A 25,501-nucleotide genomic window follows, 5' to 3' on the forward strand; every position below is an offset into this window, starting at 1 on the left:
AAGAAATTACTTAAGAGTAACTGTAGCACCAGCTTCTTCAAGTTTTTTCTTAAGCTCTTCGCCTTCTTCTTTAGAAACGCCTTCTTTAAGAACTGTAGGTGCGCCTTCAACCATGTCTTTAGCTTCTTTCAAGCCAAGACCAGTAGCTTCACGAACTGCTTTAATTACAGCAACTTTGTTACCACCGAAAGAAGTCAACTCAACGTTGAATTCTGATTGTTCTTCAGCAGCAGCAGCAGCGCCAGGAGCAGCAGCAACAGCAACAGCAGCAGCAGATACGTTGAATTTCTCTTCGAAAGCAGAGATTAGTTCAACAAGTTCAAGAACAGTTTTTTCTGCAACTGCGTTTAGGATTTCTTCGTTAGTTAAAGCCATGAGAATAACTCCAAATGGAAATTGAATGGTGTGGAAATAAATTTAAGCTTATGCAGCTTCTGACTCGTTTTTCTCTTTGAGCGCAGTAATAAGGCGACCCAATTTCGAAATAGGAGCTTGAAGAACGTTTGCAAGCATAGTAAGCGCTTTTTCTTGGTTCGGAAGGTTCGCGATTACGCTAACTTCAGCACCTTCGTAAACTTTGCCATCAAATGCAGCAGCTTTAAGTTCGAATGCTTTGTTAGTTTTTGCGAATTCTTCGAACAAGCGTGCAGCTGCACCCATGTCGTCTTCAGAAGTCGAGAAAGCTAAGATTGTTGGGCCAACAAGGCTGTCGTTCAAGATATTGAATTGAGTATCTTGAAGAGCGCGTTTAGCCAGAGTGTTACGCACGATACGTGTTTTAACACCTAGTTTACGAGCTTCAACACGAAGAGCAGTTAATTGCTCAACTGTTAAACCTTGGTAGTCAGCAACAACAGCGGCAAATGCAGTAGAAGCAATTTCACTTACTTCAGCTACGATCTGTTTTTTGCCTTCAATAAGAAGAGCCATTGTAAAACCTCCTAACGGTGATTTATGTGCCTGATCACAAGCACACTCCCAATTCGTGAATTCATCTCTGAAATCACACGCGGAGGATGAACAAATCACACCACCGCGTCTACGCAGGCTGGAGTATTAAGAGGAAAGCATAAAACTCCCCTCGCCTGAGGTCTTTGACGCTGATAAATTTACATTTATCAATTCAAAGTCTGCCTAAGTTCGCAAGTAGTCCGAAACCGGTTTCTTCTTGCGTAAGTTTTAAAGCAGTGCTTTAAAACTTACTCAGGGCTTTAAAATTCTGTATAAGTTTATAACTTATTTAGAAACGTTTGCTACATCAACGATCAGACCAGGACCCATAGTAGAGCTTAGAGTGATCTTTTGAATGTAAACACCTTTAGAAGTAGCAGGTTTTGCTTTCTTAAGGTCAGCTACAAGAGCTTCAACGTTTTGACGAACAGCTTCAGCAGAGAAACCTACTTGACCGATCGCAGCGTGGATAATACCTGCTTTGTCTACACGGTAACGCGCTTGACCAGCTTTTGCATTTTTAACTGCAGTTGCTACGTCAGGAGTTACAGTACCTACTTTAGGGTTTGGCATTAAGCCACGTGGACCAAGAATCGTACCCAGTTTACCAACAACGCGCATTGCATCAGGAGCAGCAATCACTACGTCGAAGTCAAGGTTTCCGCCTTGGATGCTTTCAGCAAGATCGTCGAAACCAACAACGTCTGCACCAGCTTCTTTCGCAGCTTCAGCAGCAGCGCCTTGAGCAAATACAGCTACGCGTACAGTTTTACCAGTACCTGCAGGAAGAGTAGTCGCGCCACGAACAACCTGATCAGATTTACGAGGGTCAACACCCAGGTTTACAGCGATGTCCAAAGATTCTTTGAATTTCGCAGCTGGAAGGCTAGTAAGAACTTCTACAGCTTCTTCTAAAGTGTAAACTTTCTGTGCTTCTACAGCAGCAGCAATGGCTTTTTGACGTTTAGTTAACTTTGCCATGTCTTATAGCTCCACTTCCAAGCCCATAGAACGTGCAGAACCAGCGATGGTACGTACACGCGCGTCTAAATCAGCACCAGTTAAGTCTGGTTCTTTAGTAGTCGCGATTTCTTCCAATTGAGCACGAGTCAACTTACCAACTTTAGTTTTGTTAGGTACAGAAGAACCCTTTTGGATACCAGCAGCTTTCTTAAGAAGAACAGCAGCAGGTGGAGTTTTCATGATGAATGTGAACGACTTGTCGTTGTACACAGTGATCACGACTGGAATTGGTAGACCAGCTTCAACTTTTTGTGTAGCAGCATTGAATTCTTTACAGAATGCCATGATGTTAACACCACGTTGACCTAGTGCAGGACCAATCGGTGGAGATGGATTCGCTTTACCAGCTGGAACTTGCAGCTTGATATAGCCGTCAATCTTCTTAGCCATTTCAAATTACCTCTGGGTGCAAACGCCGTTAGGCTCCCCAATGATTTCAAGTAACGATACCGTTACAACAACAATGCCTGATTTGCACGCAAATCAGGCGTTTTCAACCCGAACAAATTAAACTGTTTTTTCGACTTGGCGAAATTCCAGTTCAACCTGAGTTGGTCGGTTAAATACGTTAATCGTCAGCGTTAAGCGTGACTTGTCGTAAAGCACTTCTTCCACCACACCTTTAAAGTCAGTGAATGGACCGTCAATTACGAGTAATTCTTCGCCTGGTTCAAACATGGTCTTAGGACGCGGTGCTTCACCAGTATTGCGTACACGTGCAAGGATTGCATCAGCTTCTTTTTGCGTAATTGGAGCCGGTTTTTCAGCCGTACCACCAATAAAACCAAGCACTTTTGGACACTCTTTCACGATGTGCCAAGTGTCATCGTTCATTTCCATTTCGACTAATACATAGCCAGGAAAGAACTTACGCTCTGATTTACGCTTCTTGCCATCCTTCATTTCTACCACTTCTTCGGTAGGAACAAGGACTTCACCAAAGCTATCGGCAACAGCGCTACGCTGGATTCGATCATTAAGCGAACGCATCACTTGTTTTTCATAACCTGAATAGGCATGAATAATGTACCAACGTTTCATAGCTCTCTTACCCGATAATAAACTTCATTAACCAGCCTAAAACATAGTCAAAGCACCATAGAACAATGGCTGCAATTACTACAACAGCAAGGACTTGCCAAGATGTGGTCACAGTCTCTTGTTTGGTAGGCCAGGTCACTCGACGTAACTCGATTCGTGCATCCTTAAGAAGACGAACAAAGCCTTTGCCTTGATGGGTGGCGTATAATAAACCGAATGCCACAACGATACAAGCCAAAATTACCCCAACGCGCACCCAAATATCATTCGCAGGCGCCCAGTATGCAGGTAAATATTGGTTTACCATCATAGCACCGACCAATAAAATCAAGGCGATAACCCATAGAACAATGTCTAATGGAGAACCAGAACTTACATCTACAGCAGGATTATTTCTTTGAGGAATTGCCGCTTCGCTTAATGCGTCGCGTGATTTATCATTCGACATTTTTGTACTCGTCGTAGGTTTCGCGACTTATTATATGACCAGTTTTGCCGACATCAAGCGTCTTTTGAAAAAAACTTGGCAGGCCAGGAGGGACTCGAACCCCCAACATTCGGTTTTGGAGACCGACGCTCTACCAATTGAACTACTGGCCTGTAGATAAACTGGAGCCGAAACTCCAGCTTATTTTCTATTCTATGATTATGCAGTTACTTTAGCAACTACACCAGCACCAACTGTACGACCACCCTCACGGATCGCAAAACGTAGACCTGGGTCCATTGCGATTGGGTGGATCAGTTCTACTGACATTTCTACGTTGTCACCAGGCATAACCATTTCAACGCCTTCTTTCAAAGAAATCGCGCCAGTTACGTCAGTTGTACGGAAGTAGAACTGTGGACGGTAACCGTTAAGGAATGGAGTGTGACGACCACCTTCGTCTTTAGAAAGTACGTATACTTCTGCATCGAATTTAGTGTGCGGTTTGATAGAACCTGGTTTAGCAAGTACTTGACCACGTTGTACGTCTTCACGTTTAGTACCACGAAGCAAGATACCACAGTTCTCACCAGCACGGCCTTCGTCAAGAAGTTTACGGAACATTTCAACGCCAGTTACAGTAGTTTTAACTGTATCTTTGATACCCACGATTTCAACTTCTTCACCAACTTTGATGACACCAGTTTCAACACGGCCAGTTACAACTGTACCACGACCAGAAATTGAGAATACATCTTCGATTGGCATCAAGAATGCTTGGTCGATTGCACGTTCTGGTTCTGGGATGTAAGAGTCAAGCGCTTCAACAAGAGCTACAACAGCATCTTCACCGTATTGACCAGCCTCACCGTTAAGTGCAGCAAGTGCTGAACCACGGATTACAGGAGTGTCATCACCTGGGAAGTCGTAAGTAGAAAGAAGTTCACGAACTTCCATTTCTACTAATTCAAGAAGTTCTTCGTCGTCTACAAGGTCGCATTTGTTCAAGAATACAACGATGTAAGGTACACCTACCTGACGAGAAAGCAGGATGTGTTCACGAGTTTGTGGCATTGGACCGTCAGTCGCAGCACATACAAGGATCGCGCCGTCCATCTGAGCAGCACCAGTAATCATGTTTTTAACATAATCGGCGTGGCCCGGGCAGTCTACGTGAGCGTAGTGACGAGTTGGAGAATCGTATTCTACGTGTGAAGTATTAATTGTAATACCACGTGCTTTTTCTTCTGGTGCAGAGTCGATTGCAGCGTAGTCTTTCGCTTCACCACCGAATTTTTTCGCACATACAGTTGCAATCGCAGCTGTTAAAGTTGTTTTACCATGGTCAACGTGACCGATTGTGCCCACGTTAACGTGTGGCTTATTACGTTCAAACTTAGCCTTAGCCATGTTAATCTTCCTCGTTTACGTCGAACACAATTCTGAGTAAAACCCAGCTCCGACATATCGTTTAAAAAAAACCAAACACCAAATACTTGAAAAGCAGACTAAATAGCCTGCTTTTGAAATATTTTTGCAACCACGTTGCCAAACTGTAATCTGGAGCTCTTATCGAGATTTGAACTCGAGACCTCTCCCTTACCAAGGGAGTGCTCTACCACTGAGCTATAAGAGCAAATATTAGCACTTCAAACAATGGAGCGGGAGACGAGAATCGAACTCGCGACATGCAGCTTGGAAGGCTGCCGCTCTACCAACTGAGCTACTCCCGCACGATGTTGGTACTTACCACTTTGAAGTCTTAAAATTGGTGGTGAGGGAAGGATTCGAACCTTCGAAACTTTCGTAGCGGAGTTACAGTCCGCCCCCTTTGACCGCTCGGGAACCTCACCATTTTTACACTTACATCAGTGTCGTTCTTTACTTCGCACTCCAAACTCTCTAAGATGGTGCCGGCACACGGATTCGAACTGTGGACCTACTGATTACAAGTCAGTTGCTCTACCAACTGAGCTATGCCGGCGTTTCTTAGTGTTTCGTACGTTTCGTATCGGAACGGTGTGCAGTTTAGCAAAACTCAGAATCCATGCAAGTGTTTTTTTCAAAAAAAACGCCAAAAACTCACAAAATCAATCCGTTTGATGATAATTCAACCGCTTTGATCACTGCACGAGCTTTTATTTGGGTTTCATTCCATTCTGACTCAGGATTTGAGTCCGCAACCAGCCCTGCTCCAGCCTGAACATAGACCTTATTTTCACGAATCACGCAGGTACGAATGGCAATCGACATGTCCATTTCACCATGCCAGCCTAAATAACCAACAGCGCCGCCAAAAATTCCGCGTTTCACTGGCTCAACTTCGTCAATAATTTCCATGGCACGAATTTTTGGCGCACCAGAAAGTGTTCCCGCAGGGAAAGTTGCCTTAAAAACATCCAGTGCATCGACATCATCACGCACTTCACCTTGTACATTCGACACAATGTGCATCACATGCGAGTAACGTTCGATCACCATTTGATCAGTGACTTGTACTTTACCGATTTTGGATACTCGACCGACATCATTTCGGCCCAGGTCAATCAGCATTAAGTGCTCGGCAATTTCTTTTTCATCAGACAGTAAATCTTTTTCCAGTGCCAGATCTTCTTCTTTGGTCTTGCCACGTGGACGCGTACCCGCCAGTGGACGAACAGTCGCAATGCCATTTTCCAGACGAGAAAGAATTTCCGGTGAAGAACCCACAATATGGAACGGCGTATTATTTTCTAGGGTCTGCCCTTGCACGAGGAACAGGTAAGGTGATGGATTAAGATGACGTAATGCGCGATAGACCTGTAAAGGCTCACCATCGAAATCAGAAACCATACGATGACCCGGCACGACCTGCATCACATCTCCGGCACGAATGTACTCTTTTACCTTTTCAATAGAGGCAATAAAGTTGTCATGTCCAGTTAAAGACTCAAAGTGCGGTGCTGTATGTTTTTCTGCTTTCAGGCTCACTGGTGTTGCCAGAATATTTTCCAGCTCATCCAGCTGCTGCTGCGCTTTCTCATAAGCTGCCTGATCCGCTGCATCGGCATGGACAATCAGGAACAGGGTATCTTTCAGATTATCGAATACGATGACGGTTTTGGACAGCATCATCCAGATATCTGGCAAGCCTACCGGATCAGCTTCAGGCACATTTTTTAGCTTAGGTTCGATATAACGTACTGAGTCATAACCAAAGTAACCGACAAGACCACCGGTAAAGCTTGGTAAGGCTGGAAGTTCTGCCTGGGTCGGTACTTTAAACTGTGCCTGAAAGTCACGGATATACTGGAATGGATCGGCACAGTGCTGTTTTTCAATAGAGCCATCTGGATGCTGAACAGTCAGTTCACCCGCATTACAGGAGAATACAGTCGATTCACCCAGGCCGATAATTGAATAGCGCGCCCAGTTTTCTCCCCCTTCCACAGATTCGAACAGATAAGCCTGTTGGTGCTGTTTTAGACGGGCAAAGATAGATAAAGGAGTATCAGTATCAGCCAGGCGCTGGCGGTATACAGGAATCAAGTTGTAGCCTTGAGATGCAAGTTGCTGGAATTGAGCTGAAGTTGTCATTCGGTTTTTCTCTTTAAATTAGGGTTACTCAGTATGGAAATGGAATTGGACTGAGCGACGCCATCGAAAAACCTTACAACTATTCATCTTATTTCCTTCGTACCCTATTTAAGCAAGCAACTCACGTAGATCATCGACAATTTCTTGAGGATCACAGTCTGCTATATTTTCACCATGATTATAGCCATAGCTGACTACAATACAATCTATACCCGCACGGCGCGCAGCTTCGATGTCATTGACTGAGTCCCCGATCATCAGTACCTGCTCTTTGGTCACGCCATAATGCTCCACACAATGCAACAACTGACGCGGATCTGGCTTACGCTCGGTAAAGCGATCACCACCAATCGTGTCATCAAAGTATTGCGCCATTTCCAGAATATCCAGAATACTGCGTGCCGGTTCTTCTGGTTTATTGGTCACACAGATCAGTTTTTTATCGTTAGCCTTACCCCATTCCAGAAACTCGATAATTCCGTCAAATGGCTTGGTATCTACACAAGGATCGGCATTATAAATTTCCAGGAACGTCGCAAGTAATTCCTGATGCTGGGCAGGTAATACTTCTCCCACCAAATGCTGGAGTACGCTTTCACAGAACTTGGACGTTCCTTTACCGATCCACACCCGTACCTGCTCCTCAGTCACCAGGGGTAGCTGCAAGACATTCAGGCTCATATTCATGGCTCGATACAGATCATGGGCTGAATCCACCAAGGTACCATCCAGATCGAATAAAATCAGCTTACGTTGTTCCAATTGTGCAATTGACATCCTGCCCCTCATTTTCTTTATTTGCAGCCATAAAAAAGGCATGCGTGATGCATGCCTCGATTGTAACCAATCATGGGCTTATTTAAACAACACCCAGGCGATAATCGCCAAAATAATCAGAACGATTAGTGAAATCAGTCCAATAGATGCATTTTTCTGTGCTTCTTTTTCCTGCTCTACACGAGAAACAGGCTGTTCCACCGGAATCGGTGCGGGTTCTGGCTTAACCGAGCTCAGGTCTACCCCTTCAGCAATAGGCGCAGGTTTTGGAATACCGACATTGGTCGGCATACCATCACGGGTCAAGTTGACTGAAGCATCACGCTCTTTCAATTCTGGAATGCCCTGCTCATTCATCTGCTGGGCAGGAGTTTTCTCAACCGTTTCGATTTCTTCAACCACTTGCTCTGCTGTTTCTTCAACTTCTGGCGCCACTTCAACAGGCGCTACAGGTTCAAGAACCAGAAATTTCAAGGTGGCAAACTGGACTACATCGTCTTGTTTTAATCGCGTTTCCTGCTCAATACGCAAGTCATTCACGAAAGTGCCATTAGATGAGCCTAGATCCTGTACCCATAGTGCATCGTTTTTCAGCAGAAAAGCAGCATGCTTACGCGAGATTTCCGCAGCCTGCAGCACAATATCAGCCGCCTGATGACGCCCTACCAGCATGTCACGGTCGATTGCTATTTCCTGTCCGGTCAAGTCATCGGTAATTGCCTGTATTTTCCAAGTCATGAAATCTACTTCTCTATTCTCTTTGACACTATCATAACATGCTGTATGCAAATGCGAATGGTCTAGCTTTTTGGTCTAAGTGTGGTTGTTGTAACGGTATTTCTACTTTTTTCAACCTGCTGGACTGGCTGCTGTACCACTTGTCGCTGAATCCTTGGCTCAATTGCCACTGGTGTAGCCACTGCTGCGGCTGACGGCGTTGACGCTGGCGCACTCGGAACATTCTGGTAGGACGAATTCGTCAGTGGTGTCTTGGAAACTGGAATACGCTGCTGATACACATCTTCAACACTTTCCGGTAGCTTGGCAAAATTACCGTCTGAATCGAGTGCCAATTGCAGGCTATAGAGTTGACCATAACGTTGTTGGGCCAGTTTACGTACTTCATTTTTATCCCCCACAATCGTTGGATGGATAAAGATCAATAAGTTACGTTTCTGATTAGACTTACCTTCAGCGCGGAATAAGCGCCCTATACCCGGAATCGCTCCCAGACCTGGAACAGCCTGACGTCCATACGTAGTATTATCCGAGATTAAGCCACCGAGTACGATGGTTTGCCCATGTTCAGCCAGAATCGAAGTTTTAATTGCACGCTTGCTGGTCACCAAATCCTGTGCTTGTCCACGATCTCGATTGACCGCAGAGACTTCCTGTTCAACTTCCAGACGTACCGTACCATCTTCACCAATGTGCGGTACAACTTTTAAGGTCACCCCAACATCTTTACGCTCAATGGTGGTATAAGGATTAGCCACGCCTGAGCCACTGGTCGAAACCGAACCGGTCACAAAGGGTACATTCTCACCCACGACAATATAGGCTTCTTCATTATCCATGGTCACAATCGACGGCGTAGATAATAGGTTAGACTTGGTGGTTTCTTTTAAGGCCTGAATCATCGCACCATACAGGCGACGTGAACCATCACTGCCTTCCTGAAAATCTCCAATCACAATGGAACTACCCGCACCCACAGTACTTGCAGCACCTAAGCCACCACCTGCGAGATAGCCCGCCGCAATATTTCTCAGACTAGTACCAAACTTATCGAAGTTAATTAAGCCAATTCCGCTGCTGATATCCCCCAAAGCCCATTGCACACCCAGCTGGTCCGCATCTGTCCCTTCTACTTCAATAATTGCAGCTTCAATCAGAACCTGTTGACGGCGCACATCCAACTGATCAATCGCAGATTCAATTTCACGCATCAGTTGCGGGTCTGCTTTAACCACCAGAGAATTCTGCGTGGCATCCGCAATAATACTGACGCCATTGGCATTAAAGCTGCTAATCCCGCCCTGCTCGGTTTTCATGCCTGTATTTAACTGAATGTTGGATGCGGTTGAGCTGTTTGAGTTAGTAGTACTGTTGTTATTCAGGTTATTAGTCGAATTATAAGAAGACGAGCTGGAAGAAGAATTATCCAAACCAGTATTGACTGCCTGCCCTGTCACTAACCCCTGCAAAATTTCCGAAAGATTCTTGGCACTGGCATATTTCAAACGGAAGACTTTTAAGCCCCCCAGACGGTCTGCTGCAGGCACATCCAGTGTTTCAATAATCTGACGAATGCGCTTGCGTGTCGCTGGATCCCCTTTAATCAGAATACGGTTGGTACGCACATCTGCCATGACCCGTACCCGTGAACCACGCAGATCTTTAGCTGCACCTGTCGCTGCCATTGAATCAATCAGCTCGATCATTTCTTCGGCCTGACTGGATTGCAGGCTAATGGCTTCAATATCATTCTGGCCCGTGCCATCCAGATTACGGATGATGGTTTCCAGCTGATAGATATTAGTGGCTCGGTCCGACACAATCAGTGCATTGGTACCTGGAACGGCAGCCAAATGGGCAAACTGTGGCATCAACGGACGCAGGGCTGGAATCAGGTCATTCGGATTGGTATTTTCCAGCCAGATCACGCGAGTGACAATCTGGTCACCAGTCGCACGATGACGTGCATCATAGGGAATCCCGGAGCTTTTGACATTGCTGTCTGGAACCAGCTTGATGGTATTTCCTGAAGGAATGGCCACTACACCATTGACATTCAAGACCCCTAAAAACAGGTCATAAACTTCGTTTTTATTCAGTGGCTTGTTGGAAATGACCGTGACATTACCTCGAACCCGAGGATCTACCGCAAAATTTTTACCGGTAATATCCGCCACTTCATTAATGAAGGCGGTTAAGTCTGCATCCCGGAGATTGATTTTCCAGGTTTGCGCATAACTTGCCGTACTGACCATAGCAACCAATGGTGCGGCCACACAGAATGCCCATGCTGATCGATTATTATTAAATAAAGCCATAAACTTTTGTGTTTCCTAACCCTATGCGTGATGACACATCACTTCAAATCCTGTTGTATGGTCATCACCTGATCACCACGTTTTATTTCTAGTTTGACCTGACCTTCACGTCGAGCCTGTTCCAGTAATTGTGCTTCGGTTTGTCCCTGTGACAGGGTCTGACCATTCAAAGACAAAATCCGGTCTCCCGGTCTTAATCCCAAGCGATTACGCAGTGCAGCCGGTGTCCGTGAAGTGACTTCATAACCACCCTCTGCTGCACTTACCCCCATATTCTGTAAGTACTGGTCCTTATTTTCCTGCATCTGCTGGATAGCCCGATTGATTTCACTCTGCGGTGAAGGTTGTTCGGGCATACCACTTTCCGTATGTATCGGAGGCATCGAATTTGAAGATGCTGCTGAGGTATCCGGCACGATTGGCTGGTTTAAACCATTTTCCAGCCCTTTAAACAGGATTTCTTGGGTAGCACCGCTTGATTTACGCAAAATCACCCGGTTCCAATACACTTCAGCCAGTGTAAAACCGCTATTCCCCAATACTTCTCCGACCCGATAACGGTCAGACTGGTCATTAATTTTCAAGACTGCTGAAGAGTTATAGCTTGGGCTCGCCACCACAACCCCCTGCAAGACAATATTGGCAGTTTCAGCAGTGTTCGCTGCGTAAGTATTTTCCTGAAATAGTGAAAAGGCACTTATATTTGGCACTTGAGCCTGTTGTGACCCCAGTTCTACCTGATCAATCTGCATCGCTTGTGGCGGAGCCACCAGAAGCCAGAATAAGGCGGCCAATTTCCAGCATAAATACAGAATCAGCAGAAACAATAAAATCGGAGCAACACGTTCTGTCTGTTTCAGATCAATATTTTTAAAATAATCGAGTGGGCTTGCCATCAGTTGAAGCCCCCCATTAAAGGCTGACGGGTACTAATCACGTAAGTATCCAATCCAGCTTTACCCGTATAAGAAGGAGCATTCAATAGAAAACGCTGTGTCAGCTGAATATCCAGCATCAAGCTTGGATCCAGTTTAATATTCAACATACGTTGATCACGATTGTCGCGTACGTCCAACAGCAGCTGCCCATTCTCATCGGATAACTGACCACTTAGAACCGGTACATTCATACGCTCCTGACGCTGGGCAAACGTGTAAATCAGTTCACCACCACTCCATTGCATCTGACCGTCTACATGACTAAAGCCTTGCTCTTTTTTATATTTAAAATCGAGTTCTTTAAACTGAATCGGGTTGGTAGGCCATTGCCAGTCGGCAATCTTCTTTAAAGTTTCAGGTGCAAGCTGTCCCTCAAGGTTTTTGACGGTTAAAGTTTTATTCAGACCATAGCCCATCACACCCGAAAACTGGGTATTACCGCTATGCAGATCAATATTTGCACCTAATCTCAGCAACAACAGGTCCAAAGGACGAACCTGCCAGTTCAGACTTCCCCGAAGATTACCTTTTTTCCAGTCCGCACTTCCCTGCCAGATATTCCCGCTTACATTATGTAAAACCTGATTATTTTTATAAAATTTTGAAATTAACCAAGCTGCAGGAACTTGCAGAATCACAAAGACAAAAAAGGCTAGAATTGCAAATATCCACCATTTTAATGTTTTCGGCTTATTGCTCATCCCGCCACGACCAACCTATCCAATCGAAACCCCTAAATTTATAGTTTTGTCATTTTATAATCACATTATGCACACTTTTTCTCTGACGCCAATTCATAGGCATAAAAAAACCAAGCAGGATGTGCTTGGCTGATCAATCACAGGCCGTATGCATAACAGCCTGATGATGAATAATGCGGCAGAAGGATTAGATCACGAAATCTTCCAGTTTTGCGCCTTTCTCTAATTCAGCAACTAACCAGCGTGGCTGTTTACCGCGACCAGTCCAGGTGTCTTCCGGATTGCTTTTACTGCGATAACGTGGCTCTACAGACTTACGTGCAGTTTTTTTACGTTTAGAAGCACCAAATTCAAGAAGCTGTTCAATCGTTAAGCCTACTTTGTCGGCAATATCCAATACCTGATGATAAGCATCTTCAATTTCCTGATCTTTTTTCAAAGCAATTAAAGACTCAGCTTCTGCTTGTAAACGTTTTAACTCTTCAACTGATAAATTTGTAATGTCTGGCATCATGTTCTCCAATAAATAGCATTATTTCTTTTAATAAATAACGAACCCATCATATTTATATTAAGTGTAATATTCAATATAAAATTTTAAATGTATAACAATAAACTTAAGGGCCATTACAAAATTAATCATTAAATTAGAGATAAAAACTCTAATATTAAATTTCATGTTGTACAGTTAATTCTAGCGATTTTATTTTTTCTCGAATATGTTCAGGTATTTCAGTTTTCTGCATATTTTTATTTAAACATACAATTACTGCTTCTGAAGTGGCCACGATACTTTGCTGCTGTTCACTCCATAATAAATAATGCATTCTGACTGCACTATTCCGAATTTCATCAATTCGTGCCGCCACTTTTAATTGATCTGGATAAACCACAGGTTTTAAATAACGGCATTGATTTGAAGCCACTACTGTTAAAATATCTTCATCAAAAATATTTAATTTACCCAAATAAGCCAAACGGGCACTTTCTATATAACGGTAATACATGGCATTATTAACATGCCCAAACGCATCCATGTCTCCCCATGCAACAGTTTGCGAATAAATTACCGGATATTGTTGTAATTCTGACATTATTTCCTCAAATTCTGATTTCGATAAAATTAACATTCGATTCAAATACGGCATTTAACTGCTGTATTAAATCATCTCTTCCCTGTAATACAGATTTAATTCTCAAATAGCTCATGCGGATGTCATCTGGATAGAGATCCAGCAATTGCTGAGCTTCTTCTACCCGGCCAGTCGCCTGTAGAATATGCCATTTGGCAAAACTTAATATTGGCAGTGCAGTATATTTTGCATCCCAAACTGAGATCTGCTGCTCAATATCTGCATAATCTGGAAATTGCTTTAATAACTGCTGCTGGAACCATAAATAAAATACGTCCTGATTAAATTGGAGTTCCAGTAAATGTTTAGCAAGGCTTTCATGCTCAACACTCATTTCCGGCATTCTAAATAATAGTTTCAACCATAATAGCTTGACTTCATAGTCACGATTAAATATGTCTTGTTTTAAATCCAGATAACGTTGTTTTAAATACTCTAAATCATCTTCAGTAGCCTGGTCATAAGCTATTAATAATTGCTGCAGCCATATTTTTTTTACTTCTTGGTCTAAATGCCCATATTTGGTTGAACGTAAATATAACCAGGGAAACTGTAAGGCAAATTGCCCCCATAAAGCATTTAAACGCTGCTCATAAGCGGTTTTGACTCGTCTTAACCAGGGAGATAACTCATGCTGATTTAAAAATTCTAGGTGAGTTAATGCCTGCTGACCATCCTGCTGCGATAAATAGATTTCAATCCGCTGTAATTCTGCCAGTTCAAATGCCATGGGATTGGACTGATTTAAACTACTCAATGCTTCGCTATATTGTTGCTGTCCCCAGGATAATCGGGCATCAATAATATGCTTGAGCAATCCTGACTGATTAAAAGACTGCTGGATAAAATCCCGTTGATCTTGTGCAGCATTTAATAACCAAACTACGGCTAACTGCTCATAAGGATGCAAGCGGGCAAAGCTGAATACCGTTTCATGTTTACGCTGTTTAAAGCTGAGATAACGCTTGGTCGCATACCACAGCATATGCATCAGAAAGCTGATTACGATAAGCAAGCCCACCAGGAACCAGAAAGTGGTCTGGATTTGTAGTCCGCGCCAATACAGATAGACATAGCCCGCACCATAACCATAGCTCAGTACGCTCAAGATCGCTAAGCCCAGCAAACCAACCAGTAAATAAGCAAGTAAAATCTGTTTCATAAGCAATTAACCGATCAGGGTACGCGTATTGAGCTGAGGAGTAGGCGTCTGAGGTGCTATCTTAATTTGCTCCAGTCGTTGAATCCATTGTTTGCTTTGCGCATCCGGAAGTTGAGCCAATACCTCGATCACACTTTTCAGGGCTTGCTGGAAAGCTACCTGCTGTCCTTGCTGCACATTATTTTCTGCAATCAGTAAACGCAGCTGAGCTTCTTTTAAGACCAGATTACGCTGCATTAAGACTGCACTCGGTTTCTCGACTGATTCAATCTGAATCCAGCGCTGCCAAAATGAGCTTTGGGCTGTAACGCGGTGCTGATGCTGCACCTGGATTTCCTTTTCCATCTCAATATCAATCTGTTGCAGTAATTCTTTTAATTTATTCTGTTGTACTAAACGATTGTTGATGAACTGCTTAAGGACTTCCCGATCCTTGTCAATCGCCTGATTCAGGCTACCCAGAAGAGCAGGTGCCAGTTCTAGATGTGCAAGCTGATTGGATAATTGGTTCAACTTTTCCATCGCCATTGCATATTGTTGCTGCTGCAAGGCAAACTCAACCAGATCCAGATATTGCTCAACTAAAGGTAGATCATCCTGCAAGTTAGCCCTAGGAGTATCCTGAACTGTCCCCTTGTTCGGTGTTTCAGGGTTTGCTGCTTGGCCCGTAGCAACCTGACGTTTTAAGGCCACCAGCTGATCATTCAGATTGGCATTCTGCTGTTGCAGCTGCTTCAAATTCTGGGTCAATTCAGTCTGTGCTGAATTTAAGCCAAACAGGTCATAGCTCAGCTTGGCAATCCACGCCAAGCTCAAGATGAAAAAAACAATAAATAATTTTTTCATGCGTTTCCTAGTACATCAGTAGCTGCTGCAAAATCGTCGATCCGCTTAAGTCCTCTAACTGAGCGAATTGAAAACCAGCCTGATGTTGCTGTTGATATTCCCCAAGCATGGCAGCCAAACGCGGCCCCAAAACCAAATACAATGCCCGATTGATGAGATGCGGATACGGCTGCATCAAGGCTAGCCAGTTAAGCCAGCTCGCTTCACTGCTGACCAAGACTGCATAACGGGGATTAGCTTCAAGGCTCGTCAAATGTTTAGCTAATATCTCGGAAGTCACTGGCGGACACTGACGATCATATAAAATGAAATTCAATATATGAATTTGCTGATCCTTTAAATGCTGCATCATAAACTGACGCCCACCTTCACCTCGCCAAAAGGCGACAGTTGATCCGGTAGCTAACTGCTGTAGCACAGGCAATTGCAGCATCCCTTCCGAAGTCTCCACATCAGGCACATAACTCTGGATACCGTAGCTTGCTAAAGCCTGCTCGGTAGCTTTACCTACAGCGACCCACTGGACACTTCCAAGATCATTCAATGATAGACCTGCCTGCTGCAAATATTGCATGCCCATCTGGGCAGCGGTCGGACTCACTACGACAATCAGTTTTGCTTGGGGTAGTTGTCTAAATAAACTGGCCAGCTCATCCGTATAAGGCTGCTGTACCAGTTCTAGCAAGGGCAACTCTATCACCGGAATCTGCGCTGTCTGTAGGGCTTGCGTTAAATTTGCAGCACGATCACTCGGACGGGTATTAATGAACAACATTATTTTGAATAAAGGGCTTTCAGTAACTCGCCTGCGCCCTGATCTAGCAGATCTTTAGCCAGCTGCACGCCCAATTGTTCTGCATCTGCCATGTTTCCGCTCTGCTGTGCACGTAGCAAAGTTGCGCCATCTACGCTACCGACCCGGCCTTCAATCGAAATAATACCTTCGTTTAAAGTAGCATAGCCCGCAATTGGCACCTGACAACCACCTTCCAGATAGGCATTAAAGGCACGTTCGGCACGGACACACGCATCAGTTTCTGCATGTAATAGAGGCTGTATTAAATCTAATACTGCTTGATCTCTACTCCGGCATTCCAGGCCCAATGCACCCTGCCCTACTGCGGGCAAACTTACTTCAGGCGCAATACTATGACGAATACGATCTGCAAGGCCCAAGCGTTTTAAACCGGCACTGGCCAAGATAATTGCATCGTACTGACCTGCATCCAGCTTGGATAAGCGTGTACCCACATTACCGCGTAAATCGATAATCTCAAGGTCTGGACGCTGTTTTAAAATCTGGGTTTTACGGCGCAAGCTCGAAGTTCCAACTTTGGCACCTTGAGGTAATTCGTCAAAACTGGCATAAGTATTTGAGACAAAAGCATCCAGTGGATCTTCACGTTCACAGATGACTGCCAAAGATAAGCCTTCAGGCAAAGCCATCGGTACATCTTTCATTGAATGGACGGCCAGATCGGCACGACCATCTAGTAAGGCTGCTTCTAATTCTTTTACAAATAAGCCCTTACCACCAATTTTTGCCAATGGCGTATCGAGAATTTTATCGCCCTGTGTAACAAAAGTGACTAACTCGACCTGAAGTCCAGCATGCAGGTCCTGTAAGCGTGCACGGATATGTTCCGCCTGCCAGAGCGCAAGTGGACTTTGTCGAGTAGCAATTTTTAGGGTCTTCATAAATTTCAATAAACAGTCAATGAGAACAATAGTCTAAACTTAACCTGCTCACTTGAAAATGCAAGCGAATTTATACAAGTTTCAATACTGGTCCAGACGAACTCATTGATCCGTTTAGAGTTTCTGAATCCGTTCCCGCAAGAATGGCAAATGACGCCGGCTGACCGCCAGACGCTCTTCCAGTTCACGACAACGCACCTGATACTGGCCGGAACTCACCACTTCCAAGCCTTCCAGATAGTGAACCGAAACCAGTGCATTACGGTGAATCCTGATGAACTGATGTCCAAACTCCTGTTCCAACTCCTTCAGGGTTTCATCAATCAGGACACTGCCGTTTTTATGGCGTACGGTCACATATTTTTGATCCGCCAGAAAATAATAGATATTTTCAACTGGCACCAATTCGACCCCGCGATAGGTCTTTGCCGCAATTTGATGGCGGCTGATATTGATTTCTTCCATATTTTCTTTTTGTTTTAGTTGGCTCATTTGAGCTTGGGTAAGTTTAATTAGATGCTCTAAAACCTGTGCCAATTCCTGTTGCATCACCGGTTTAAGCAGGTAGCCGTCTGCATTAGACTTGAATGCATCCAGCGCGTGTTGGTCATAGGCCGTACAAAAGACAATAGCCGGCATCGGGTCGAGCTGACGCAAATGCTGCGCACAGGTCAAACCATCCATTTCAGGCATTTGAATATCTAATAAGATGACATCAGGTTCATGCTGGTGAGCCAGATCAATTGCTTGACGACCATGCGTAGCTGTTGCAACCACATCATGCCCCAGTTGAGAGACTAAACGTGATAGTCGCTCGACAGCCAAAGGCTCATCGTCACAAATCAGGACGTCCATTTCTCCTCCTTAATCCAGTCAACATTATTCATTTGATTATAAGTTAACTGTGATTTCCTTGATTTCTTTTTATTTATAGCGATATTGCACAACCGTGGTAAACACCCCTCCACCGGCGAAAGTCTGAAACGTCATCGTAGGTCCGTAATAAGCTTCCAGACGCTGTCTGACATTTTCAATTGCAATACCATGTCCCTTTTTTAATGTTTTATTATCCTGCGTATAGGGGTTTGTTATGATGATATTAATTTGATTTTGCAAGATTTCAATCAATATGCTTATGGTACTCTTTGTCAAAATTTTTTCAACTCCATGGAAAATACTATTTTCCACTAGGGGTTGTAAAGTCAATAATGGAATTTGGACTTGTGAGTATAAGTCTTTGTTTTCTAATTTCCATTCGACCTGCAAACGCTCTCCCAGACGAATCTGTTCAATCTCCAGATAGCGCTGGCAGAGTTCAATTTCTTCCTGCAACTTGACCAGCTTCAATTCCTGAAAACTGGCCCGAAAAAGACGGGACAAATTCAGCAACATTTGTTCGGCTTTGTCCGGGTCAATACTGATCAGGCTGATCACGCTATTCAAACTATTAAATAGAAAATGCGGATGAATCCTGGCTTGCATGGCCTGAATCCGTGCATTTAATTCACTGTGCTGCTGCTGTGCCCATTGTTCACGCAAATACAGATAGCGAAAACAGAACATGCCTAACAGGATACCAAAACTCAGATGTAGACCGACCTGATTCATCACGACTGCTAGACTCAATCCTTGAAAATTCAAATTACTGCCAAAATAAGTCAGCACATTCAGGCTGGTCGTAGTCACCAAAACAATCGCCTGTAATAGCAGAAATCCGCAGATTAATGCCAGCTTAATCCCCATGCGCTGAAAATGCTGATGAAAAAGCTCGACTAACGCTGCAAAACATAACAATACCCAGTTGATATACAGCATATATTGAAGTAGATCTGCCAGATTAAGCGCCTGCCAAGACTGTGCTTTTGCCAAGGCTAAGATCATGGCCAGCACATTGCCGCCAATAAACATTTCCAGCAAATAGTGCAGCTTGCCGATCTGGCTAAAAAAATAGGAGCTTTGCGCTGATCTAGTCGGAGATGTAAAAGATTGATCGACTTGGACTTCGGCAACGGGCTTTGAATTTGTTATACTCTTTTTCGTTCTACTGCTTTTAATCTGATTGAGCCGACATGACCACATCTTCTAATTCCTCAAATCCATCACAAGCCCAGACTTCGGGTATGTGGGGCGGTCGTTTCTCTGAAGCGACTGATGCTTTTGTTGCTGAATTTACAGCATCTGTTCAATTTGACCAACGTTTTTATAAACAAGACATTGCAGGCTCGATTGCACATGCAACCATGCTGGCAAAAGTTGGCGTACTGACCGAACAGGAACGTGATGACATTATCGAAGGTCTGACTGCCATTAAAGCAGATATTGAAGCAGGTAACTTCGAATGGCGCATTGACCTTGAAGATGTGCATATGAACATTGAGTCGCGCCTGACTCAGCGTATCGGCATCACCGGTAAAAAATTGCATACGGGCCGTAGCCGTAATGACCAGGTTGCCACAGATATCCGTCTGTATGTCCGTGATGAAATTGATGCCATCCTGGAATTACTGAAAAAATTGCAAAAAGGCATCCTGGGTCTGGCAGCGAAAAATACCAATACCATCATGCCAGGTTTTACCCATCTGCAAACTGCACAGCCAGTGACTTTTGGTCATCACTTAATGGCTTGGTTTGAAATGCTGGTACGTGACTCTGAGCGTCTGATTGATTGCCGTAAACGTGTTAACCGTATGCCACTCGGTTCTGCTGCTCTGGCAGGTACGACTTACCCGATTGACCGTGCTTATACCGCTGAGCTTCTAGGTTTTGAAGCTGTTGCTGAAAACTCACTTGATGCTGTTTCTGACCGTGATTTCGGTATTGAATTCAATGCTGCGGCATCTTTAATTATGATGCACCTGTCACGTATGTCTGAAGAAATGATCCTATGGACATCGGCTCAGTTCAAGTTCGTAAATATTCCAGACCGTTTCTGTACTGGTTCATCTATTATGCCGCAGAAGAAAAACCCGGATGTACCTGAACTGATCCGTGGTAAAACTGGCCGTGTATATGGTGATCTGATGAGCTTGTTGACCCTAATGAAAGGTCAACCGCTTGCTTACAACAAAGATAACCAGGAAGACAAAGAACCATTATTTGATGCGATCGATACCGTCCGTGGTTCATTAATGGCATTTGCGGATATGATTCCTGCGCTTGTACCAAACATCGAAATTATGCGTGAAGCAGCACTTCGTGGCTTCTCAACGGCCACTGACCTGGCAGATTATCTGGTAAAAAATGGCGTAGCATTCCGTGATGCACACGAAATTGTGGGTAAAGCGGTAGCTCTGGGTGTACAGGAAGGTAAAGACCTGTCTGAACTGACACTTGAGCAACTGCAACAGTTCTCTGATCTGATTCAAGCAGATGTATTTGAAAAAGCTCTGACTTTAGAAGCATCTGTGAATGCACGTAATCACATCGGTGGCACTGCACCTGCACAGGTTGAAGCTGCGATCGAACGTGCGCATGCTCGCCTAGAGAAACTTTACGCTTAATTGCTTTCGCTTTAAATTGGAGTATTGATATGTCTCGACAAGTTTTTTGCCGTAAGTATCAACAAGAAATGGAAGGTTTAGACTTTGCACCATTCCCGGGTGCAAAGGGTCAGGAACTGTTTGATACGATATCTAAACAGGCTTGGCAAGAATGGCTGAAACACCAGACCACGCTGATCAATGAAAAGCGTTTAAACGTGTTTGAACCGGATGCGAAAAAGTTCCTTGAAGAGCAACGCGAGAAGTTCTTTAACAATGATGAATCATTGGAAAAAGCTGAAGGTCTAAAGCCTGAAGAAAAATAAGGCGCTGCCTTATTTTTCTTCAAGACAAGCACCGAAGGTGCGCGTAGGTCAACATTTGAAAAGCTCCATAAACGGGGCTTTTCTTATATCAAAAGCACTGCTCCGCCACGCCGCAAGACAAGCGAAGCGCGTAGTTTCAAATGTCAAAAAGGAGCCTGAAAAGGCTCTTTTTTTTATGAATACTGCAAGAGCTAAACTGCGTTTTAACTAAGCAAGACAAGCGCATAATTTTACTTGTCAAAAAGGAAATCTATGAAAGATTCCCCTTTTAGTTTAAAGCCCTACTCTTTTTGTTTTTTACACAAGACAAGCAGCTATAAGTTCATAGAATAAAAAAACTCCTTACATGGAAATTTTTTTATCTAAGCTCAAGCTTTTCTCTTACGTAAATTAAGCGAAAGGTATCACTTCGAATGCTATAAAAAAGTAACCTATAAAAAGAATTCCCTTTTTAATTTGAAAATTACTTCTTCATCAGATCATGAGTTAAATACCTGACAAGAGACTCCTCGGATATTCTTTTTCTATAGATACTCTATTTCTCTTAAAAGCACTCTAAAAACTATTTTAACTTTCATGAAATCGAAAATTATTGACCTAAAAAACAGGCTCAAAACCTGTCATTTTCCTACCGTGTTTTTTAAATTTAAGCAGCCATTATCTTACTGAAAAGCAATCAGATTTGTATCAAAATAATCAATTGTAAATTCTGTATACATTGCTCTCACAAAACACAACATTCAGCTACAAGAAACCACATGATTTTGTGGAAGGTGCTCCCTATAATAACCAGCAAGAAGATGAGATATCTTTGAATAACTATAATAATAACTGAGAAATACCCCCGATTTCATCCCAGTTCTTCCCCCAAAGGCTGGGTATTTTTTTGCCTGCTATTTTTATATTTCCTATTTCAGCTATAAAAAAAAGCCCCTTTAAGGAGCTTTTATTGATTAAGGCTGTTTCAGATATGGCCAGGCTGCTTTTAGATAAATAAACATTGACCATAAGGTCAGTACCACAGCTGTATATAGCAAAGCATAAGCCAGCATTTCTAGCGGTGGCCAGTTCAGCAGGAAAACCGTAATTGCGATCATCTGGAACGCGGTTTTGTATTTACCCACTGTCGACACCGCCACACTGGTACGCGCACCGAGTTCAGCCATCCATTCACGTAAAGCTGAAACTGTAATTTCCCGTGAAATAATCACAATCGCTGCAAAAGCCATCGAGATCGAAGGTTGCCATTGCACTAAGACAATAAGCGCAGCAGCGACCATCAACTTGTCTGCAACTGGATCCAAAAAACGACCAAAAGCAGACGTCTGATTCAGAGTACGCGCCAGATAACCATCAAACCAGTCAGTGACTGCAGCCACTACAAAAATTGTCGTTAAGATAATATGCCGCGTCACATCAGGACTGGTTTCATTAAATCCCATTGCCGGTGGCCAATATGCGACCAATAAAAAAACCGGAATCAGGATAATACGAGCCAAGGTCAAGATATTTGGAATATTCAGGATACGACCTGTAGTCATAGACACCGCCAATTGTTCCCCTCATGTACGATGAAAATGCACACTTTTTTCGAGGTTTAATCCATCATTAATACGCTTCACTTTATACGAATTGACTTGAAGTGTCACTAGGCAAACACCGTCACTGTCTGTCTGGCCATCGCAATCAGCCGATTTTCTGCATCCCACAGATAGGCATGTTCTGTTGAATAACCGTCAGCCGCATGGTCTGTAATCACTTTATATTTAAACCAATCATGTAGCTGATGCTGCACTGGATGCACATAGGTTACAGTCCAGGTCAGGCTGCTCGCTGGGGCCAGTGTCTGAAACATCGGTAACACCCCAGGTGGCCAGATGTCAAAAATGGCCATCAGGTCAGCTAACTGAAATTCACGGTCAGAATGTTGATCTGGATGGAAGCGGCACCAGCCTTCAAAATCAGGACGTACACTTGAACTGCACGGCAGATTCAAATCCGCCCATCTGAGTTCAAAATGATCAAAACACTTTGGAAGCTTGAACTGTGCAGGAATCTGGAACAGGGTTTCAGGAGGAGCATAATCCGGAGCCTGGATTTCCTGATGTACCTGAATGCTAGAATCGCGCGCTACGCCGAAACTGGCAATCAGAATGCTCTGAACAGCCTCATCCTGCCATAGACGCACTTCGATGGTAGTGACCGATTTGCCTTCACGCAGAATTTCCGCAGTTAGGCGTGCTTTGCCTTCCTGTACCGGGCCAACAAAAGTCACACTGGTACTCAGCAAACGTTTAGTAGGATCATTGATTATTACCACGGCTTTTTGCATCATGACTGCAGCTGCAAGTCCACCGTAGATGGTTCTTCCTTGTCCCCAGCCTGGCGGCATTTCAATCCATTCTTGCTGCGCAATTTGTGCGTACAGTGCTTGCAACGACATATCGATCCTTCAACTTTGTCTGATGAACCGATATATTGCTGGAAAAATCTATGAATAGAAATGACCTTTGACTCGAAGGTCAATGTGCATTTTTGCACTTGTAATTGATATAAAACAATTACTCATGCAGAACTTTATAAATCATCCGGGCCATCACAGAACCCAGACCTGGCACCAGTTGCAGGTCTTTTTCTGAAGCTTTAAGCACACCCTGAATCCCACCAAAATGGGTCAATAAATCACGACGGCGCTTCGGCCCTAATCCTGGGATCACTTCCAATACGGATGAACCCCGTTTTTTATCGCGTTTGGCCCGATGGCGGGTAATGGCAAAACGGTGAGCTTCATCACGTACCTGCTGGATCAGATGCAGGGCCTTATGATCTTCTGGAAGCTGGATCTTGCTGCCATCGGTAAAATGCAGGGTTTCCAGACCCGGCTTACGCCCTTCGCCTTTAGACACACCGACCATAAAGGCATCCAGCCCAAGTTCCTGCATGACTTCCATCGCCATATGCAATTGCCCTTTACCACCGTCAATCAGCAGCAAATCTGGCAGCATGGCTTTTTTATAACGACGGGTTAAGGCCTGACGCATCGCGGCATAGTCATCACCCGCCTGAATATCATTGATAGAAAACTGGCGATAATCGCGTTTGCGCGCGCCTCCACTATCAAAGACTACGCAAGAAGCAACCGTATCTTCACCCATGGTATGCGAGATATCGAAACACTCAATCCGATCTACCGGCCGTCCTACGACCTCCTCTAACTGATGGAAACGTTCATTCAGCTCAAAGTGATTGGCCAGCTTGCCCTGAATGGCATGTTGCACATTCATCTGTGCAAGTTCCAGCCATTCGGCACGGGTTTCCCGAACTTTGGATTTGATCTGAATTTTCTTGTCAAAATGTTGAGAAAGTGCGGCTTCCAGCTCCTTCCGATCTGGCATTTCAATATTTACGATCAGTTCAGAAGGAATTTCATCGGCAACCTGGAAGTAGAAGTTGGCAATAAAATCCGAGAGCATTTGTCCCAGATCGTCACTCAGCATATCCGGAAAATAGCCTTTACCGCCGAGCATCTTGCCATTACGCACATGCATGATCTGCACACAAGTTACTCCTGCCTGGTAGGCAATCGCCAGAATATCTGCCTCACCTTTGACTTTATAAATCGCCTGCTGGGCCTGTACATCACGCAGTAATGCCATCCGGTCACGATAAAATACCGCCTTTTCAAATTCCAGATTTTCTGCGGCTGCTTCCATCTTGGCAATCAGTTCCTGATTCAACTCTTTGGTATCGCCTTGCAGGAAGCGAATCGAATTATTGATATCTTCCTGATAATCCTCAGGTGAAATCAGGCCGACACAAGGGCCGGAACAGCGCTTGATCTGATATTGCAAACAAGGTCGAGTACGATTGGCAAAGAAACCATTCTCACAGGAACGTACATTGAATAATTTTTGCAGAATAACCAAAGTATCGCGGGCATTGTAAGCACTCGGATAAGGTCCAAAGAACTTGCCGACCTGATGTTTGCCCTTGCCACGACCGCTGGCAATCCGCGGATAGGGCTTGTCTGCAGAGACAAAAATATAGACATAGGATTTGTCATCACGCAGCATGATGTTATACGGTGGACGATGCAGCTTGATCAGGTTTTGCTCTAGCAATAAAGCTTCAGTTTCTGAACGCACCACCAAGGTCTGAATGTCATAAATCCGTGCCACCAAAGCTTGAGTCTTGGGATGATCAAGGGTTTTGACAAAATAACTAGATACCCGATTTTTCAGGTTCTTGGCTTTTCCCACATATAAGAGTTCGCCATCTTTGCCATACATCCGGTAGACCCCGGGTAAGGTGGTCATATTGGCCAAGATTTTTTCAATATGAGGGCGTGCGTTCTCGTTCACCTAAAA

Annotated in this window: 26 protein-coding genes and 5 tRNA genes; 2 read left to right on the top strand and 29 right to left on the bottom strand. The window is 44.1% G+C overall.

The annotated features are described in order from the left end of the window. Positions 1-6: 6 nt before the first annotated feature. The 26 genes from rplL to FTU03_RS00760 all read right to left on the bottom strand — a co-directional run bounded on the left by rplL (position 7) and on the right by FTU03_RS00760 (position 19,408). Complete coding sequence (gene rplL, locus FTU03_RS00635; RefSeq protein WP_159123444.1) at positions 7-375, bottom strand: 50S ribosomal protein L7/L12; 369 nt, start codon at positions 373-375, stop codon at positions 7-9. Between the two features lie 48 nt (positions 376-423). Continuing rightward, positions 424-930: a 50S ribosomal protein L10 gene (rplJ, locus tag FTU03_RS00640; protein ID WP_004781671.1), complete on the bottom strand. Its 507-nt coding sequence runs from the start codon at positions 928-930 to the stop codon at positions 424-426. Positions 931-1,236: 306 nt separating this feature from the next. After that, the gene (gene rplA, locus FTU03_RS00645; RefSeq protein WP_004781669.1) at positions 1,237-1,932 is read right to left on the bottom strand and encodes a 50S ribosomal protein L1; all 696 of its coding nucleotides are present in this window, start codon (positions 1,930-1,932) and stop codon (positions 1,237-1,239) included. 3 nt (positions 1,933-1,935) lie between these two features. Continuing rightward, entirely contained in the window at positions 1,936-2,364 is a 429-nt protein-coding gene (gene rplK / locus FTU03_RS00650) for a 50S ribosomal protein L11 (RefSeq protein WP_004781668.1), read from the bottom strand. Between the two features lie 117 nt (positions 2,365-2,481). After that, positions 2,482-3,015 (bottom strand): transcription termination/antitermination protein NusG, encoded by a 534-nt coding sequence (nusG, locus tag FTU03_RS00655; RefSeq protein WP_005232530.1) that lies wholly within the window; start codon positions 3,013-3,015, stop codon positions 2,482-2,484. Positions 3,016-3,022: 7 nt separating this feature from the next. Beyond that, positions 3,023-3,463, bottom strand: coding sequence for a preprotein translocase subunit SecE (gene secE, locus FTU03_RS00660; protein WP_179991968.1), 441 nt, complete (start codon positions 3,461-3,463; stop codon positions 3,023-3,025). Positions 3,464-3,539: 76 nt separating this feature from the next. Further along, positions 3,540-3,615 (bottom strand) — tRNA-Trp (locus tag FTU03_RS00665). 46 nt (positions 3,616-3,661) lie between these two features. Continuing rightward, positions 3,662-4,852 (bottom strand): elongation factor Tu, encoded by a 1,191-nt coding sequence (tuf, locus tag FTU03_RS00670; RefSeq protein WP_179991967.1) that lies wholly within the window; start codon positions 4,850-4,852, stop codon positions 3,662-3,664. Positions 4,853-5,003: 151 nt separating this feature from the next. After that, a tRNA-Thr gene (locus FTU03_RS00675) sits at positions 5,004-5,078 on the bottom strand. A gap of 21 nt (positions 5,079-5,099) precedes the next feature. Then, positions 5,100-5,175 (bottom strand) — tRNA-Gly (locus FTU03_RS00680). A 36-nt stretch (positions 5,176-5,211) separates the two neighbouring features. Then, a tRNA-Tyr gene (locus tag FTU03_RS00685) sits at positions 5,212-5,295 on the bottom strand. 55 nt (positions 5,296-5,350) lie between these two features. Next, positions 5,351-5,426 (bottom strand) — tRNA-Thr (locus FTU03_RS00690). A 98-nt stretch (positions 5,427-5,524) separates the two neighbouring features. Further along, positions 5,525-7,018 (bottom strand): anthranilate synthase component I, encoded by a 1,494-nt coding sequence (gene trpE, locus FTU03_RS00695; RefSeq protein ID WP_179991966.1) that lies wholly within the window; start codon positions 7,016-7,018, stop codon positions 5,525-5,527. 108 nt (positions 7,019-7,126) lie between these two features. Beyond that, positions 7,127-7,795, bottom strand: coding sequence for a phosphoglycolate phosphatase (gene gph, locus FTU03_RS00700; RefSeq protein WP_179991965.1), 669 nt, complete (start codon positions 7,793-7,795; stop codon positions 7,127-7,129). Between the two features lie 78 nt (positions 7,796-7,873). Then, complete coding sequence (locus tag FTU03_RS00705; protein WP_179991964.1) at positions 7,874-8,533, bottom strand: FHA domain-containing protein; 660 nt, start codon at positions 8,531-8,533, stop codon at positions 7,874-7,876. Between the two features lie 62 nt (positions 8,534-8,595). After that, positions 8,596-10,851, bottom strand: a complete 2,256-nt coding sequence (gene gspD, locus FTU03_RS00710) for a type II secretion system secretin GspD (RefSeq protein WP_179991963.1) — start codon at positions 10,849-10,851, stop codon at positions 8,596-8,598. 38 nt (positions 10,852-10,889) lie between these two features. Further along, the gene (locus FTU03_RS00715; protein WP_179991962.1) at positions 10,890-11,747 is read right to left on the bottom strand and encodes a type II secretion system protein N; all 858 of its coding nucleotides are present in this window, start codon (positions 11,745-11,747) and stop codon (positions 10,890-10,892) included. Beyond that, on the bottom strand, positions 11,747-12,490 hold the full coding sequence (gene gspN / locus FTU03_RS00720) for a type II secretion system protein N (protein ID WP_179991961.1): 744 nt from the start codon (positions 12,488-12,490) through the stop codon (positions 11,747-11,749). The genes FTU03_RS00715 and gspN overlap by 1 nt, the downstream gene beginning before the upstream one ends. Before the next feature lie 187 nt (positions 12,491-12,677). Next, the gene (locus FTU03_RS00725; protein ID WP_079281036.1) at positions 12,678-13,004 is read right to left on the bottom strand and encodes an H-NS family nucleoid-associated regulatory protein; all 327 of its coding nucleotides are present in this window, start codon (positions 13,002-13,004) and stop codon (positions 12,678-12,680) included. 154 nt (positions 13,005-13,158) lie between these two features. Further along, the gene (locus FTU03_RS00730; RefSeq protein WP_004781650.1) at positions 13,159-13,584 is read right to left on the bottom strand and encodes a thioesterase family protein; all 426 of its coding nucleotides are present in this window, start codon (positions 13,582-13,584) and stop codon (positions 13,159-13,161) included. Between the two features lie 7 nt (positions 13,585-13,591). Next, a complete protein-coding gene (locus tag FTU03_RS00735) occupies positions 13,592-14,785 on the bottom strand; it encodes a heme biosynthesis protein HemY (protein ID WP_179991960.1) in 1,194 nt (397 codons plus the stop codon). A gap of 6 nt (positions 14,786-14,791) precedes the next feature. Continuing rightward, complete coding sequence (locus FTU03_RS00740; RefSeq protein ID WP_179991959.1) at positions 14,792-15,631, bottom strand: hypothetical protein; 840 nt, start codon at positions 15,629-15,631, stop codon at positions 14,792-14,794. Positions 15,632-15,638: 7 nt separating this feature from the next. After that, a complete protein-coding gene (locus FTU03_RS00745; protein WP_179991958.1) occupies positions 15,639-16,406 on the bottom strand; it encodes a uroporphyrinogen-III synthase in 768 nt (255 codons plus the stop codon). Beyond that, the gene (gene hemC, locus FTU03_RS00750) at positions 16,406-17,329 is read right to left on the bottom strand and encodes a hydroxymethylbilane synthase (RefSeq protein ID WP_179991957.1); all 924 of its coding nucleotides are present in this window, start codon (positions 17,327-17,329) and stop codon (positions 16,406-16,408) included. The genes FTU03_RS00745 and hemC overlap by 1 nt, the downstream gene beginning before the upstream one ends. A 114-nt stretch (positions 17,330-17,443) precedes the next feature. After that, the gene (locus FTU03_RS00755; protein WP_005232557.1) at positions 17,444-18,184 is read right to left on the bottom strand and encodes a LytTR family DNA-binding domain-containing protein; all 741 of its coding nucleotides are present in this window, start codon (positions 18,182-18,184) and stop codon (positions 17,444-17,446) included. A 69-nt stretch (positions 18,185-18,253) separates the two neighbouring features. Beyond that, positions 18,254-19,408, bottom strand: a complete 1,155-nt coding sequence (locus tag FTU03_RS00760) for a sensor histidine kinase (RefSeq protein ID WP_179991956.1) — start codon at positions 19,406-19,408, stop codon at positions 18,254-18,256. Here FTU03_RS00760 and argH point away from each other — a divergent pair. Further along, positions 19,399-20,829, top strand: coding sequence for an argininosuccinate lyase (gene argH / locus FTU03_RS00765; protein WP_051065353.1), 1,431 nt, complete (start codon positions 19,399-19,401; stop codon positions 20,827-20,829). The genes FTU03_RS00760 and argH overlap by 10 nt on opposite strands. A gap of 29 nt (positions 20,830-20,858) precedes the next feature. Next, positions 20,859-21,134, top strand: a complete 276-nt coding sequence (locus FTU03_RS00770) for an oxidative damage protection protein (protein ID WP_004781637.1) — start codon at positions 20,859-20,861, stop codon at positions 21,132-21,134. A 953-nt stretch (positions 21,135-22,087) separates the two neighbouring features. Here the strand turns inward: FTU03_RS00770 and pgsA are convergent. The 3 genes from pgsA to uvrC form a co-directional block, all read right to left on the bottom strand. After that, positions 22,088-22,675, bottom strand: a complete 588-nt coding sequence (gene pgsA / locus FTU03_RS00775) for a CDP-diacylglycerol--glycerol-3-phosphate 3-phosphatidyltransferase (RefSeq protein ID WP_004781631.1) — start codon at positions 22,673-22,675, stop codon at positions 22,088-22,090. Between the two features lie 107 nt (positions 22,676-22,782). Next, the gene (locus tag FTU03_RS00780; RefSeq protein ID WP_179991955.1) at positions 22,783-23,577 is read right to left on the bottom strand and encodes a thioesterase family protein; all 795 of its coding nucleotides are present in this window, start codon (positions 23,575-23,577) and stop codon (positions 22,783-22,785) included. Positions 23,578-23,695: 118 nt separating this feature from the next. Then, the gene (uvrC, locus tag FTU03_RS00785) at positions 23,696-25,495 is read right to left on the bottom strand and encodes an excinuclease ABC subunit UvrC (RefSeq protein ID WP_179991954.1); all 1,800 of its coding nucleotides are present in this window, start codon (positions 25,493-25,495) and stop codon (positions 23,696-23,698) included. Positions 25,496-25,501: the final 6 nt, after the last annotated feature.

The sequence above is a fragment of the Acinetobacter sp. YH12046 genome, from assembly GCF_013419905.1.
Taxonomy (GTDB): domain Bacteria; phylum Pseudomonadota; class Gammaproteobacteria; order Pseudomonadales; family Moraxellaceae; genus Acinetobacter.